Origin of the sequence: Heyndrickxia oleronia (assembly GCF_017809215.1) — a bacterium.
GTDB lineage: Bacteria > Bacillota > Bacilli > Bacillales > Bacillaceae_C > Heyndrickxia > Heyndrickxia oleronia.
Genome location: NZ_CP065424.1, coordinates 17,501 through 32,500, shown reverse-complemented (window position 1 = coordinate 32,500; position 15,000 = coordinate 17,501). Strand labels below are relative to the sequence as shown.

13 protein-coding genes, 1 tRNA gene, 1 rRNA gene, 1 other RNA gene and 1 other annotated feature (2 of these 17 only partly in view) are annotated in these 15,000 nt (G+C 37.4%); of the genes, 3 read left to right on the top strand and 13 right to left on the bottom strand.

Going from position 1 to position 15,000, the window contains the following annotated elements:
* The 8 genes from I5818_RS00150 to tadA form a co-directional block, all read right to left on the bottom strand.
* Positions 1-1,456 (bottom strand): 16S ribosomal RNA (locus I5818_RS00150) (it extends 98 nt beyond the left edge of the window).
* Positions 1,457-1,920: 464 nt separating this feature from the next.
* On the bottom strand, positions 1,921-2,187 hold the full coding sequence (locus I5818_RS00145) for a pro-sigmaK processing inhibitor BofA family protein (RefSeq protein WP_058006783.1): 267 nt from the start codon (positions 2,185-2,187) through the stop codon (positions 1,921-1,923).
* A gap of 86 nt (positions 2,188-2,273) precedes the next feature.
* The gene (locus I5818_RS00140; protein WP_058006782.1) at positions 2,274-2,489 is read right to left on the bottom strand and encodes a YaaL family protein; all 216 of its coding nucleotides are present in this window, start codon (positions 2,487-2,489) and stop codon (positions 2,274-2,276) included.
* Between the two features lie 17 nt (positions 2,490-2,506).
* Complete coding sequence (recR, locus tag I5818_RS00135) at positions 2,507-3,103, bottom strand: recombination mediator RecR (protein WP_058006781.1); 597 nt, start codon at positions 3,101-3,103, stop codon at positions 2,507-2,509.
* A gap of 12 nt (positions 3,104-3,115) precedes the next feature.
* A complete protein-coding gene (locus tag I5818_RS00130) occupies positions 3,116-3,433 on the bottom strand; it encodes a YbaB/EbfC family nucleoid-associated protein (RefSeq protein WP_058006784.1) in 318 nt (105 codons plus the stop codon).
* A gap of 151 nt (positions 3,434-3,584) precedes the next feature.
* Positions 3,585-5,282: a DNA polymerase III subunit gamma/tau gene (dnaX, locus tag I5818_RS00125; protein WP_078110315.1), complete on the bottom strand. Its 1,698-nt coding sequence runs from the start codon at positions 5,280-5,282 to the stop codon at positions 3,585-3,587.
* Between the two features lie 291 nt (positions 5,283-5,573).
* An RNA gene (gene ffs, locus I5818_RS00120) (signal recognition particle sRNA large type) lies at positions 5,574-5,838 on the bottom strand.
* 85 nt (positions 5,839-5,923) lie between these two features.
* The gene (tadA, locus tag I5818_RS00115; RefSeq protein ID WP_078110313.1) at positions 5,924-6,430 is read right to left on the bottom strand and encodes a tRNA adenosine(34) deaminase TadA; all 507 of its coding nucleotides are present in this window, start codon (positions 6,428-6,430) and stop codon (positions 5,924-5,926) included.
* 141 nt (positions 6,431-6,571) lie between these two features.
* Here tadA and I5818_RS00110 point away from each other — a divergent pair, with 141 nt between their 5' ends.
* From I5818_RS00110 to I5818_RS00100, 3 genes are all read left to right on the top strand, one after another.
* On the top strand, positions 6,572-7,858 hold the full coding sequence (locus tag I5818_RS00110; RefSeq protein ID WP_078110312.1) for a glycoside hydrolase family 18 protein: 1,287 nt from the start codon (positions 6,572-6,574) through the stop codon (positions 7,856-7,858).
* A gap of 193 nt (positions 7,859-8,051) precedes the next feature.
* Positions 8,052-8,705, top strand: a complete 654-nt coding sequence (locus I5818_RS00105; RefSeq protein WP_078110310.1) for a deoxynucleoside kinase — start codon at positions 8,052-8,054, stop codon at positions 8,703-8,705.
* Complete coding sequence (locus I5818_RS00100; protein WP_058006776.1) at positions 8,689-9,357, top strand: deoxynucleoside kinase; 669 nt, start codon at positions 8,689-8,691, stop codon at positions 9,355-9,357. Before I5818_RS00105 ends, I5818_RS00100 begins: the two co-directional genes overlap by 17 nt.
* Before the next feature lie 295 nt (positions 9,358-9,652).
* On the opposite strand, the gene I5818_RS00095 is transcribed toward I5818_RS00100, so the two are convergent.
* The 5 genes from I5818_RS00095 to guaB form a co-directional block, all read right to left on the bottom strand.
* Positions 9,653-9,745 (bottom strand) — tRNA-Ser (locus I5818_RS00095).
* Positions 9,746-9,834: 89 nt separating this feature from the next.
* The gene (gene serS / locus I5818_RS00090; protein WP_078110308.1) at positions 9,835-11,115 is read right to left on the bottom strand and encodes a serine--tRNA ligase; all 1,281 of its coding nucleotides are present in this window, start codon (positions 11,113-11,115) and stop codon (positions 9,835-9,837) included.
* A gap of 84 nt (positions 11,116-11,199) precedes the next feature.
* Positions 11,200-11,463: a binding site (T-box leader), on the bottom strand.
* 44 nt (positions 11,464-11,507) lie between these two features.
* Positions 11,508-12,095 carry a pyridoxal 5'-phosphate synthase glutaminase subunit PdxT gene (gene pdxT / locus I5818_RS00085; protein WP_078110306.1) on the bottom strand — a complete coding sequence of 196 codons (588 nt, stop codon included), beginning with the start codon at positions 12,093-12,095 and terminating at the stop codon, positions 11,508-11,510.
* 338 nt (positions 12,096-12,433) lie between these two features.
* A complete protein-coding gene (locus I5818_RS00080) occupies positions 12,434-13,795 on the bottom strand; it encodes a serine hydrolase (RefSeq protein WP_058006773.1) in 1,362 nt (453 codons plus the stop codon).
* 165 nt (positions 13,796-13,960) lie between these two features.
* Positions 13,961-15,000: the 3' portion of an IMP dehydrogenase gene (gene guaB / locus I5818_RS00075; RefSeq protein ID WP_058006772.1), read on the bottom strand. It continues 427 nt past the right edge of the window; only the last 1,040 of its 1,467 coding nucleotides appear in the window; the start codon falls outside the window, past its right edge — the gene reads right to left on this strand; the stop codon is at positions 13,961-13,963.

Genomic DNA, 15,000 nt, shown 5'->3' with positions numbered 1-15,000 from the left:
CCTCACCGACTTCGGGTGTTACAAACTCTCGTGGTGTGACGGGCGGTGTGTACAAGGCCCGGGAACGTATTCACCGCGGCATGCTGATCCGCGATTACTAGCGATTCCGGCTTCATGTAGGCGAGTTGCAGCCTACAATCCGAACTGAGAATGGTTTTATGGGATTGGCTAAACCTCGCGGTCTTGCAGCCCTTTGTACCATCCATTGTAGCACGTGTGTAGCCCAGGTCATAAGGGGCATGATGATTTGACGTCATCCCCACCTTCCTCCGGTTTGTCACCGGCAGTCACCTTAGAGTGCCCAACTGAATGCTGGCAACTAAGGTCAAGGGTTGCGCCTGTTGCGGGACTTAACCCAACATCTCACGACACGAGCTGACGACAACCATGCACCACCTGTCACTCCTGTCCCCGAAGGGAAATCCCTATCTCTAGGGAGGTCAAGAGGATGTCAAGACCTGGTAAGGTTCTTCGCGTTGCTTCGAATTAAACCACATGCTCCACCGCTTGTGCGGGCCCCCGTCAATTCCTTTGAGTTTCAGCCTTGCGGCCGTACTCCCCAGGCGGAGTGCTTAATGCGTTAGCTGCAGCACTAAAGGGCGGAAACCCTCTAACACTTAGCACTCATCGTTTACGGCGTGGACTACCAGGGTATCTAATCCTGTTCGCTCCCCACGCTTTCGCGCCTCAGCGTCAGTTACAGACCAGAGAGTCGCCTTCGCCACTGGTGTTCCTCCACATCTCTACGCATTTCACCGCTACACGTGGAATTCCACTCTCCTCTTCTGCACTCAAGTCTCCCAGTTTCCAATGGCCGCTTGCGGTTGAGCCGCAAGATTTCACATCAGACTTAAGAAACCGCCTGCGCGCGCTTTACGCCCAATAATTCCGGACAACGCTTGCCACCTACGTATTACCGCGGCTGCTGGCACGTAGTTAGCCGTGGCTTTCTGGTTAGGTACCGTCAAGGTACCGCCCTATTCGAACGATACTTGTTCTTCCCTAACAACAGAGTTTTACGATCCGAAAACCTTCATCACTCACGCGGCGTTGCTCCGTCAGACTTTCGTCCATTGCGGAAGATTCCCTACTGCTGCCTCCCGTAGGAGTCTGGGCCGTGTCTCAGTCCCAGTGTGGCCGATCACCCTCTCAAGTCGGCTACGCATCGTCGCCTTGGTGAGCCGTTACCTCACCAACTAGCTAATGCGCCGCGGGTCCATCTGTAAGTGATAGCCGAGGCCATCTTTCAATTCTCCCTCATGCGAAGAAAAAAGTTATCCGGTATTAGCCCCGGTTTCCCGGAGTTATCCCAGTCTTACAGGCAGGTTACCCACGTGTTACTCACCCGTCCGCCGCTAATCATCAGGGGAGCAAGCTCCCATCAGATTCGCTCGACTTGCATGTATTAGGCACGCCGCCAGCGTTCGTCCTGAGCCAGGATCAAACTCTCCAAAAAGATGTTTGATATAGCTCTTTATAAATAAAAGTAATTCATTGACGTTTCGTTTTGTTCAGTTTTCAAAGATCAATCACCTTTAAGCGACTTTTATATATTATCATATTCAATAATATGTGTCAATTATTTTTTTGAAATAATTATTTTCGCTTGTTTTAGCGACAAGAAATATAATATCATCAAACGATATTAAAAGTCAACCCTATATCAAAATATTTTTTTATATAAGTTCTTTTCTCAAACTTTGTTGCTACGTAGGTAAATCTTTAACTACTATATATTTATGTTGAAGACTATCAACCCTCTTCATTTTGAAACAATGCAGCTACAACCTTAATTAGATGTAAAACAAATGTTAGGTTTGTTACAAAAGCAATCAACTATACGAAAACTACCTTGATAAAACTAACATTTAAATAAGGATTGTCTAAAAAAGGGGACAGACCCCTTAATAGACAACCCCACTAAGCTAATATCCATGTTTGAATAACTGTAAGTCCGATTACACCCGGAATACCTAACAAACCGGAAACAGCTGTTGTTATAAAATTGATAGGTACATGAATACCGAACTGTCCACCAAATTGATTTAAAAAAAATAAAAATAACGCACCTATCGCAATTTTTACAGCGATTTGTCCAATGAAGCGAAATGGCCTTCCTGGTGAACCTGATATCAATAAAAGAAGAATCAGTCCAGAAATAACAGCAATCACAATGATTGGATCCAAGATTATCACTCCTTATTCTCACATTGTATTATCAGTTTATGAATGGTTTGTCCAAAAAGAACTCTACAATGCAAAAATAAGATGTCCTATCTTTTAATTCTAATATTCCTCGCCTTTGCTTCACGAAATAAGAAGAAGTACTTCATTTCAGCAACTTTTTTTTGAAACATAAGCTCTTCATTATATTCAAAACTTAAATCGACTAAGGACTTTTGTTGAATCCAATTTTCTCTTGTTTTTGTCATCAAATCAATCAGCTTTTGGTCATATTCATTACGTAGTTTCAATTTTTTATTGAACATGTGAATACACCTCTTTTTTAAACTTCTCTTCTTCCTTCTAACGCTTTTGATAAGGTGACCTCATCCGCATACTCTAAATCTCCGCCTACTGGTAGACCATGAGCAATTCGAGTGACTTTAATACCTGATGGTTTTAGAAGCCTTGATATATACATCGCTGTTGCTTCCCCTTCAATATTAGGGTTTGTTGCTAGTATAACCTCTTGTATCGTTTCATCCTGTAATCTTTTTAGCAAATCTGGAATATTAATATCTTCCGGTCCAATCCCATCCATTGGTGAGATTGCCCCATGTAGTACATGATACAGACCATTAAATTCCTTCATTTTTTCCATAGCGATCACATCTTTTGGATCTTGAACTACACAAACGATACTACGATCACGTCTTGTATCTTCACAAATATAACAAGGATCTTGATCGGTAATATGTCCGCATACCGAACAATAACTTAAGTTTCTTTTCGCATTTACAAGGGCTTTAGCAAAGTCTAGGACAGTATCTTCTTTCATACTCAACACAAAAAATGCCAGTCGAGCCGCAGTTTTCGGCCCTATTCCTGGCAATTTCATAAAGCTATCCATAAGTTTGGTTATTGGTTCAGGATAATGCATCATCTATTCCCCTTAAAAACCTGGAATGTTTAACCCTTTTGTAAACTGTCCCATTGTTTGATTTGTTAACTCTTCTGCTTTCTTTAATGCATCATTTGTAGCAGCTAAAACTAAATCTTGAAGCATTTCAATATCCTCTGGATCTACTACTTCTTCTTTAATATTTACTTCTACAATTTCCTTATGTCCTGATACAACTACCGTGACCATACCTCCACCAGCCGTACCTTCAATTCGCTTTTCACCTAATTCCTCTTGTGCTTCAGCCATCTTCTTTTGCATTTTTTGCATTTGTTTCATCATATTTTGCATATTTCCCATTCCACGCATCATTTATATTTCCCTCCAATAAATTCATTCTTTTATACGTTTTTCATTTAGCTTAAGTTAATGCCAAATAGATTTCACTCTTTCCCCCATCTTACACTTAAATAGGACAAAAAAGAAACCGAAAAATCATAAAAGTGGTTTTATAGGGCCATTAATCTTTTATTTCAATCAAATCCGCGCCTACTAATTTTTTTGCCTCAGCGATTAGAGGGTCTTCTGTTTGTTCCTCTTCATCCTTTGAGCCATCTTTTTGATTATGAATAAAACTTTCCCTTATACTATTCCACTGATTTTCTGGAACCCCAATCAATTGATAGGAGACACCTGTTAACTCAGATAAAATAGACGAAACTGCTTGTAAAAATTTCTGATTTTCCATCGCCATTTGGCAGTGAATTTCATATTTAAATTTCAAAACAAAAGAGTGATTTGAAGCAGCAACAGGCTCGGTTTCATTTAAAAGAGCGGACTGTGAGCGCATTTGTCTGTCATTTAAGAGACTAAGCATATCACCCCATCTGCTTTTAATTAAATTCAAATCCTGTTTCGTGGCTTCTTTCAATACATCATTAATTCTACCAACCTGAGCCTTAAATCCTTTGCCTGTACGTGGTGCCTTTTTAACTGGTTGTTGATTAACAGCTTGTGTTTCCTGAACACCGTTAACTTTTAATTCTTGTATTTCCTTTTGGAGATTTCTTATTTGATCCAATAATTGCTGTGTATCTATATCCATATCAGAACTATTAATTACTTGTTTCTGAACTCGGACTTCGCATAACTTAATGAGTGAAACCTCTAAATATATACGAGCCAAATTAGAGAATTTCATCTCTTGTTGAGTTTTATTTAGTATATCAATGTATTCATAAATTTGTTCAGAGGCTATTGTATCAGTAAGCTGTCGAAAATCCTCATCGACCATTACTCGTTCAATCGCTTCTTCTAAATTGGGAGCAGTCTTATAAAGGAGCATATCGCGAAAATAAAGAATTAAATCCTCAACAAAACGAGTTGGATCTTTTCCCTGTTGTAAAAGCTCTTCAAATACTTGAAGAGCACTAGCGATATCCTTCTTCTGTATCGACTCTACCAGTTTATTCAAATATGATTGAGATATGGAACCTGTGACGGTTAATGCGTCTTCTATTGTCACTCGCTCTTCTCCGAAAGAAACAGCTTGATCCATCAAACTTAACGCATCCCGCATTCCACCTTCTGCAGCACGAGCAATAATGTTTAGGGCGGACTCATCAAATTCAATGCCTGATTCTCGAGCAATGTGACCCATTCTCCCAGTAATATCTTTCGCTGTGATCCTTTTGAAATCAAAACGTTGACAGCGTGATATTATGGTTAAGGGAATTTTATGGGGTTCAGTCGTAGCCAAAATAAAAATTACATGTTTTGGAGGCTCTTCTAATGTTTTTAACAAAGCATTAAATGCACCAATAGACAGCATATGCACTTCATCAATAATATAGACTTTATATGGAACGACATTTGGCGCAAATTTCACTTTATCCCGAATATCACGTATTTCCTCAACACCATTATTTGAAGCAGCATCAATTTCTATGACATCAGGTATACTCCCATCAGTTATGCCTTTGCAAGCATCACACTCATTACATGGCTCAGTAACTGGGGACCTCTCACAGTTTACCGCTTTTGCTAAAATCTTGGCAGCACTTGTTTTTCCTGTTCCTCTTGGTCCTGAGAAAAGATATGCATGAGAAATTTTTTGTTGTAGGAGGGCATTTTGCAGTGTCTTTGTCACATGTTGTTGTCCCACAACGTCCTCGAAGACCTGTGGACGCCAAACTCGATATAATGCTTGATAACTCAAATGCACACTCCTCCTTTTAAGACATTATGAAACATTTCTTTCTCCATTATAAGCGAATTTCGTACTGTATAATCGAAACATTACTTTTCTCATATTATACCTTATTTAATAATAATTTTACATGATGAACAATTATTAGAGAATTATTTTATCTGTCTTTCTCTAACAGCTTTATGAAACAATAAAAATTAGTTCTTCTATATATCCCCCAGCTAAGAAACACTAATGAGCTGAACCAAATGCAAAAAACTCACCCCGAAGGATGAGTTGACTATTTATGTAAATTAACTGCCGTGCACCTTCCCTCGACTAGCTCCCATAAGCGTTACTTAAGCAGTTAGCTCGGCTCAGGCTGCCCTGCGGCACATGGAAGAGTCCACTTAATGCTGCTTCCTTCCGGATCTGACATGGTTCATGGATTTCCATTGCGCAGGACCCAAGCGTCAACACCACTTACTTAAGGCAGGCCCTACAGGATACTAGCCTCAAGAAGGGATTCAGTCTTGCTAGAGCGGATTGCAAGTACAGGGCACCGCTACCTCCCCACCTAGCACGGCAAAATTGATACCATATATTATGCGTTTATCAACGCAAAATAAAGTATACTAGTTTTTTGCAAAAAATGCAATGGATATCAAATGTTAATTATTGGATTCATTAATTTTGCGCTTTTCTTTTTCTGCTTTATTTCTTTTTCGGATATTTCTAAAAAAGTCCCTCAAAAGCACACTGCATTCATTTTCCAAAACTCCACTAACAACTTCACATTGGTGATTGAAACGTTGATCATCCAATAAGTTCATTAATGTCCCTGCACAACCAGCCTTTGGATCATGGGCACCAAATATCACTTTTTTAATTCGTGAGAGGATTATAGCCCCACTACACATTGGGCATGGCTCCAAAGTTACATACAGTTCAGCATCTTCCAAACGCCATGATCCAATTCTTTCACATGCCTTTTGAATCGCTAATATTTCTGCATGGGTAATGGCATTTTGAGTGGACTCCCTTAAATTATGCGCAGTTGCTATAACTTCACCATTTAAAACGACAACCGCACCAATAGGTACCTCACATTTCTCTTCAGCCTTTTTTGCTTCACTTATGGCTAGCTTCATAAAGTACTCATCAGCATTTTTCACAATGTAAACCTCTGTTTAATAGTTTTAGAATAAATTTTATTATATCTTAATCTGATCAAAATGAGAAAAAATCCAGATATTCAACATTTCTTATCTTATTAAATCATAAGATGAAAACAGATACTAAGTAAAAGGAGGGATAGTGTGCAAATTCATGTAGTACAACCAAATGACACTTTAGCTAGTATAGCAAGTACTTATCGAGTACCAGTAGTAGAACTAGTTACGGCTAATGAAATTCCAAATCCTGATCATTTAGTCGTTGGTCAAACCATTGTTATACCAATTATAGGTAGATTTTATTGGGTCCAACCGGGGGATAGTTTATGGGAGATTGCGAGGAAGTTCAATCTATCATTACCTGAACTCGCTAGAATTAACGGAATGTCTGTAAACCAACCATTACAAATCGGAATGAGATTATATATTCCTCCTCAGCGTAAAGAAGATGCTGAATTTAATGCTTATATAGAACCCTTTGGAACAACTGTTTCACAATCTTTAGAGAATAGTGCTCGTAAGGCTGCTCCATACTTAACTTATCTATCTCCTTTTGCGTTTCAAGTGAATCGTGATGGATCTTTAATTTCTCCTCCACTTGGTAATTTACCGATTATTGCAAGAGCCAATCAAAATATCCTTGTAATGGCTATTAATAACCAAGAAAATGGCCAATTTAGTGATGAACTAGGCAGAATATTATTAAATGATATGGAGGTGCAGGATCAGTTTTTAAATAATATCGTGAATACAGCGAAACAATACGGCTTTCGCGATATTCATATTGATTTTGAATTTCTTAGACCTGAAGATAAAGAAGCATATAATCGATTCCTTAGAAAAGCAAAAGCACGCTTTAATCAAGAAGGCTGGTTGCTCTCAACGGCCCTAGCCCCTAAGACGAGTGCAACCCAAGAAGGGCTTTGGTATGAGGCTCATGATTATAAAGCCCATGGTGAAATCGTTGACTTTGTTGTAATTATGACCTATGAATGGGGATATAGTGGTGGACCCCCTATGGCCGTCTCACCTATTAACTCAGTTCGTGATGTTCTAGAATATGCCGTAACAGAAATTCCTCCACAAAAAATTCTAATGGGGCAGAATCTATATGGTTATGATTGGACACTTCCCTTTACCCCTGGTCAGGATACCGCAAAAGCAGTCAGTCCACAACAGGCAATACAGCTAGCAGCAAAATATAATGTACCCATTAACTATGACCTAGAAGCACAAGCCCCAACATTTGAATATACTGATGAAGAAAATAAAAAACATAAAGTATGGTTTGAAGACGCCCGCTCCATACAGGCCAAATTTGACCTGATTAAGGAATTAAATCTACGTGGTATGAGCTATTGGAAATTAGGTCTTTCCTTTCCACAAAACTGGTTACTGATTGTAGAAAACTTTAATGTAACTAAACAGTAAAGAAACCCAAAAAGTTGGCATCTCTTAGATGCCAACTTTTTATTTCCATACTATATTACCTATAGTAATCCAATTTATTCCCTGTCACACCGAACAATACATATGCTAAAATAGCAATTAGCGTGTTTTTACATTGGACTATATTATTCTTATATATATATATTTGTAAGTTAATTGGTGAGGAGGAGAATAGATGGTGAATGTACCGTTTATTACGGTTGAGGGTCCAATAGGTATAGGGAAAACCTCACTCGCAAAGGCAATTTCAGAACATTTCAACTACAATCTATTAAAGGAAATTGTAGACGAGAACCCATTTCTGGAGAAATTCTATCAAGATATTGAAGAGTGGAGTTTTCAGTTAGAAATGTTTTTTCTTTGTAACCGATATAAGCAGCTTGAGGATGTGAATAGTAAATTTTTATCATTCGATAAACCAGTTGTAGCTGATTATCATATTTTCAAAAACTTAATTTTTGCGAAAAGGACACTGAAAGATGAGCAATATATTAAGTATCTAAAAATATTTGATATTTTAACAGAAGGAATGCCACAACCGAATTTGGTGATTTACATTAACGCAAGCTTGGAGACGGTCATGAGGAGAATAAAGCTGCGTGGGAGAGATTTTGAAAAAAATATTAGCTCAGATTATATTAAACAGCTTTCCTCTGATTACGAGACTTTTATGCAAAACTTTACATTAACCCACCCTAATATTCCTGTTTTACAATTCAATGGAGATGAATTGGATTTTGTTAAAAACCCGGATGATTTAACATTAATTTTAGAGAAAATAACAACAACATTAAAAGAAGGTGTAAAGATTCATGGAACTTCGAAATAAATATCAAATCCCTAACAATGCTATCATAACCATTGCTGGAACAGTTGGAGTGGGGAAGTCTACAATGACTAGCTCATTAGCTAATGCACTAGGATTTCGCACCTCATTTGAAAAGGTTGATACCAACCCTTATTTAGATAAATTTTATGATGATTTTAAACGTTGGAGCTTTCATTTGCAAATCTATTTCTTAGCTGAACGCTTTAAAGAGCAAAAGAGAATTTTTGAATATGGTGGAGGATTCATTCAGGATCGTTCAATTTATGAAGATACAGGTATATTTGCCAAGATGCATTACGAAAAGGGAAACATGTCCAAGGTAGATTATGAAACATATAAAAATCTTTTTGATGCCATGATCATGACACCATATTTTCCACACCCTGATTTACTAATTTATCTAGAAGGGTCCATTGAGGATATTTTAGAGAGAATTCAAAAACGTGGTAGACCTATGGAACAAAGCACACCTGTAGAATATTGGATAGAAATGCATAAACGCTATGAAAGCTGGATTAATTCTTTTAATGCATGCCCAGTTTTGCGGATTAACATTAGAGATTATGACTTAATGAAAGAGGAAACAAGCATCGAACCGATTATTGAACGAATTGGATATTTCCTAAAACAAACTCAATTATTGAAAAAGTAAACAGAAAAATACAAGCCCCCATTCATCGGTGTACCGTCTGTGAAATTTAATATAGTAATTTTACCTTCACCAAAATTAAATAAAGGGACAGGCTACTAACAGTTTGTCGTGGAGGCAAACGAGAAAAACAGATGGATAGATTCAATATTCACATTAAATTTTCTTTTACCTAAAAAAATCGCCATGCAACTAAATGCATGGCGTAATTTTTACACTCCGAAAAATATTAACAAAAAATTCGTTACAAAGTAACGAATTTTAATCTCCAATAATTTATGCGCGTTGTGTTTATCAATGGCGGAGGAAGAGGGATTCGAACCCCCGCGCGGTGTAACCCGCCTGTCGGTTTTCAAGACCGATCCCTTCAGCCAGACTTGGGTATTCCTCCATATCGACAAGAAATAATATATCATATTTAATCGTTAGCGTCAATATGATATTAAATATTTTTAGAGGGGATTACTCCCCTCCTATTAATTATTTTACACTAATTCGATCGACATTACGCATATATGGTCGTAATACTTCCGGTATAATTACACTACCATCTGGTTGTTGGTAGTTTTCTAAGATAGCAGCTACTGTACGTCCTATAGCAAGACCAGAACCATTTAAGGTATGCACATGTTCAGGTTTTCCGTTCAATTCCCTACGGAAGCGAATATTTGCACGTCGAGCTTGGAATGCTTCAAAATTACTGCAAGAAGAAATTTCACGATACGTATTATAACTTGGAATCCAAACTTCGATATCATATTTCTTCGCTGCAGTAAATCCAAGGTCAGCTGTACACATACTCATAACACGATAAGGGAGTCCTAATAACTGTAGAACTTTTTCTGCATGTCCAGTCAGCTTCTCTAATTCATTATATGAATCCTCTGGCTTAACAAACTTTACAAGCTCCACTTTATTAAATTGGTGCTGACGGATAAGTCCTCGTGTATCACGACCTGCAGATCCAGCTTCTGAACGGAAACAAGCACTAAAAGCAGCATAATTAATAGGTAGCTGATCTACATTTAATATTTCATCACGATGTAAATTTGTTACAGGTACCTCTGCTGTCGGAATTAAGAAATAGTCTTCACTTTCAATTAAGAAAGCATCCTCCTCAAATTTAGGAAGTTGACCTGTACCTGTCATGCTCGTACGATTTACCATATAAGGCGGTAAAATTTCTTCATACCCATGGTCTTCTACATGGAGATCAAGCATAAAATTAAAGAGTGCTCTTTCTAAACGTGCACCTAAACCTTTATAGAATACGAATCGACTTCCTGTTACCTTGGCTGCACGTTCAAAATCTAAAATATTTAAATCAGTCGCTACATCCCAATGAGGCTTTGGTTCAAAATCAAACTCTCTTACCTCCCCCCATTTACGTACTTCTACATTGTCATCTTCAGTTTCTCCAATTGGTGTACTTTCGTGAGGAATATTCGGGATAGATAACAATAAATGATCTAAGCTTTCTTCGACATCACGTAATTCATCATCATATTGTTTGATTTGATCCCCAACCACACGCATTTCTTTAATATATTCATCTGCGTCCTGTTTCTCTCTCTTGAGCTGTGCTATTTTTTGAGTCACTTCATTTCGTTTACTCTTTAATTCTTCTGTAGCGACAATAAGTTCTCTTCTCTTTTTATCTAATTCTTCAAATTTCCCAAAATCAGCAAGGTCTTCCCCACGGTGCTGCATTTTTTCCTTTACTTCTTTTAAGTTAGTACGTAAAAACTTAATATCAAGCATAAATAATTCCTCCTTTAAATAGTAAGCTATTTTTTACTAATCGTGGCATGTGATTCAAAAACAAATAAAAAACTCCCGTCCCTAAAAAGGGACGAGAGATACCCGCGTTGCCACCCAGCTTGAAAGTATAGATTCATACCTTCCACTTAATCGATAACGGTTTTACCCGAAAGTACTTACTAATAAGATAAATGCAAACGCTAAGTCAAAGAAAATTAGCCACAATTCTTATTCCATTCGGTACTTTGCTCAAGGATGGATTCACAAGTCGCCTTCATCGATTTGCACCAGCCATCGACTCTCTTTAGAAGGAACATTCTTGTTACTATTTCCTCTCATTGCTTTACATAGATTTTAACAATTAATTTACTATAAGTATTGCCTCTTTGCAACTATTTATTTAAAACTTTTTGTTTTTTTACGATGTCGATAAAATATTGTGTCAATCCACTATCCTTTGTTAACTCTGGATGGAAGGAACACCCTAGATAATGTCGATCACGTGCAGCCACTATTTTCCCTTCATGCTTGGCTAAAACCTCAACATCCTCACCAACATTTACAATATGAGGAGCACGGATAAAAACAGCATTAAAATGATCTGATACACCAGCAATAGCTAGATCAGCTTCAAAACTATCCTTTTGCCTACCAAAAGAATTTCGTTCAACCATTACATCCATTAAACCAATATGCGGTTCATCATAACCTTGAATTTTTTTAGCTAATAAAATTAAACCTGCGCATGTACCAAACATTGGTTTTCCCTGTTCTCCAAACTGTCGAAGCTTATCCATAAAATCATATCGATCAAGCAAGCGTCGCATAGTAGTACTTTCTCCTCCAGGAAGGATGATACCATCTATTTCATCTAATTGATCCTTTGTTTTTATGATTATAGCCTCTTCACCACATGCTTCAATAGCCTGTACATGTTCTCTAACAGCACCTTGTAAACCTAGTACCCCAATTTTGACCATTCTATATACTCCTTACTAGCCAAAGCCTGCAATTCTATATATACCCTTTAGCAGGATAAGACATTTGAGTTTTTTCACTCTTTTTATTTCCTAAAGTCTGTTTTAAAGTATAGTTTGTTCCTTTTGAAAAGCCAACTGCCGGCTTTTACACCCAATAAAGGATTCAGGAATTTGCAGCACCTTTCTCAGTGAAATGAGAGATGTAGTGGACTTTAGGCGATAGTTATTCGTTAAAACTTTACTTAATAGCAAAAATGTTTGAGAAAAGAGCCTTCCTAAATTAAATAAACAAGAAAAAGGACACCTTGTCAAGATAGGTATCCTTTTTCCTAAGCTTATTAAAACCAACCTTTTACCGTTGAAGTGATTCCATTCCATATATCAGAAAAAAAACCACCAATTCCACGCATCATTAATACAAACCAATTTGCTTTTTCAACCTTTTCACCAGTCACGACTTCGACACTTGCCGATTTTTGACCGTCTAGGTAACCAAAATCATTTTTACCACTATACTCAGCGGTTAACGTACCAACTTTTTCACCCTTTTTAACAGGTGCAGTTAATTTACCAGCCTTATTGAGCTTGTCCTTTTCAACATTAAAAACAGGCTTGTATAACTTTTCTTCTCCATTTTTGATTACTAACTTTACTGGATCCTTTGTATACATGCTTACCTTTTTTTCTTTCCCTTTTTCCACTGGCAATGATTCATGATTTTTAATCTTATATTGCCCTGGGTAAATTTCCTTTACAGAAAAATTAGCAAATGCATAATCCATCATTTTCTTTGTTTCATCAAATCTTGCTTTATAGCCACCTTGACCTTTACCATCCGTTGCATTTAAAACAACTGTTATCACGCGCATTCCATTTTTTTGAGCAGTACCTGTAAAACAGTATCCGGCAAAATCAGTCGTTCCAGTTTTTAAACCATCTACCCCATTGTCCTTAGATCCATACACCAAAGATGGTAACATCCAATTCCAGTTTTCCATTTTAACATCTTCACCAGGACCCGCATGGAATGTTTGTTTCGAAATACTTGAAGTTTTTAATACCTCAGGAAAATCATTAATTAAGTGAAAAGCTAATTTAGCTGTTGCTCTAGCAGACATAATATTTTCATCGGTAGGACCTGATCCTTTAGGGTGCATTCCCATTAAGTCCTTATTATTTAATCCTGTACTATTTACAAATTTATAATCTTTTAATCCAAGCTCTTTTGCTTTTTCATTCATCATCTTGACAAAGTTTTCTTCTGACCCACCAATCGTTTCTGCAATAGCAATTGTTGCTGCATTTGCTGAATAAATAGCCATTGCTTGGTATAAGTCTTTAATTTTATATTTAACATCTTTTCTTAACGGCACATTTGATAGATTTGTATCATGAGATATTTTAAAAGCATAATCACTAACGGTATATTCTTGATCCCATTTTACCTTACCTTTTTTGATTGAATCCAAAAGGATATATTCTGTCATCATTTTTGACATTGAAGCAATTCCTAGTGCAGTGTCTGGATTTTTTTCATATAATACTTTACCCGTACTTGCTTCAACTAATATAGCTCCGTCTGCATGAATATCTAAAATGTCTTCTGCAGCTAACGCCTTCTGTGGCAATTGAAATATTCCAAACATCAATGAAAAAGCCATAATCATGGCAAATATCTTTTTTACTTTTCTCTTTTCCACTAAGAACCCTCCATCTGTTTATGTATACACTTTCGTTATTTTAACATAGTTCTTAACATAATAGTAGACGGAGGATATACCTAACTTAAACAAAAAGTGGCAGGAAATGCACTTTTCAGTGTAAATTCCTACCACTTCTATCAATTTAAACTATATTATCTATAATTATGAAAGCGAATAGTTAGGTGCTTCTTTAGTAATTTGTATATCATGTGGATGGCTCTCTCTTAAGCCGGCACCAGTCATTCGAATGAATTGAGCTTCCTCGCGAAGGGCTTTCAAATTTTTAGTTCCACAATAACCCATACCAGATTTTATTCCACCAAGTAATTGGAAAATAACATCAGCAAGTGGCCCCTTATATGGAACACGTCCTTCAATACCTTCAGGAACAAATTTTTTCGCATCTTCTTGGAAGTAACGGTCTTTTGACCCTTGCTCCATCGCAGAGACTGAACCCATTCCACGGTATACTTTAAATCTTCTGCCTTGATACGTCTCTGTTTCACCAGGGCTTTCTGTTGTGCCTGCTAAAAGACTACCAAGCATTACTACATGTCCACCAGATGCAAGCGCCTTAACAATGTCTCCTGAATATTTAATTCCACCATCTGCAATGATTGCTTTACCATGCTTTCTTGCCTCAGTTGCACAATCATAGATAGCTGTTATTTGAGGTACTCCTACACCAGCTACCACTCTTGTTGTACAAATTGAACCTGGTCCAATTCCAACCTTAACAATATCTGCACCTGCTTCAATTAACGCTTTTGTAGCTTCAGCAGTAGCCACATTTCCAGCAATAATATTTAACTTTGGATATTCAGCTCTAATTTTGCTCACTGTGTCTAAAACACCTTTAGAATGCCCGTGAGCCGTATCTATCACAATAACATCTACATTTGCATTCACTAGTGCCTCTACGCGTTTCATAGTATCACTAGTAACACCTACAGCAGCACCAACTAAAAGGCGTCCTACATTATCTTTAGCCGAATTAGGAAATTCAATGACCTTTTCAATATCTTTAATAGTAATTAGTCCCTTTAATACACCATTTTCATCAACTAATGGGAGCTTTTCAATTTTATGCTTTTGAAGAATTTTTTCTGCATCATTCAACGTTGTTCCGACAGGAGCAGTTACCAAGTTTTCCTTTGTCATCACATCAGAAATTTTTATCGAGAAATCTTGAATAAAGCGTA

Excerpts from the sequence above, each read along its gene's own strand:
- pdxT (WP_078110306.1), bottom strand. The coding sequence starts at position 12,095 with ATGGTCAAAATTGGGGTACTAGGTTTACAAGGTGCTGTTAGAGAACAT.
- I5818_RS00100 (WP_058006776.1), top strand. The coding sequence starts at position 8,689 with ATGGAACTTCGAAATAAATATCAAATCCCTAACAATGCTATCATAACC.
- I5818_RS00140 (WP_058006782.1), bottom strand. The coding sequence starts at position 2,489 with ATGTTCAATAAAAAATTGAAACTACGTAATGAATATGACCAAAAGCTG.
- I5818_RS00105 (WP_078110310.1), top strand. The coding sequence starts at position 8,052 with ATGGTGAATGTACCGTTTATTACGGTTGAGGGTCCAATAGGTATAGGG.
- serS (WP_078110308.1), bottom strand. The coding sequence starts at position 11,115 with ATGCTTGATATTAAGTTTTTACGTACTAACTTAAAAGAAGTAAAGGAA.
- I5818_RS00130 (WP_058006784.1), bottom strand. The coding sequence starts at position 3,433 with ATGCGTGGAATGGGAAATATGCAAAATATGATGAAACAAATGCAAAAA.
- recR (WP_058006781.1), bottom strand. The coding sequence starts at position 3,103 with ATGCATTATCCTGAACCAATAACCAAACTTATGGATAGCTTTATGAAA.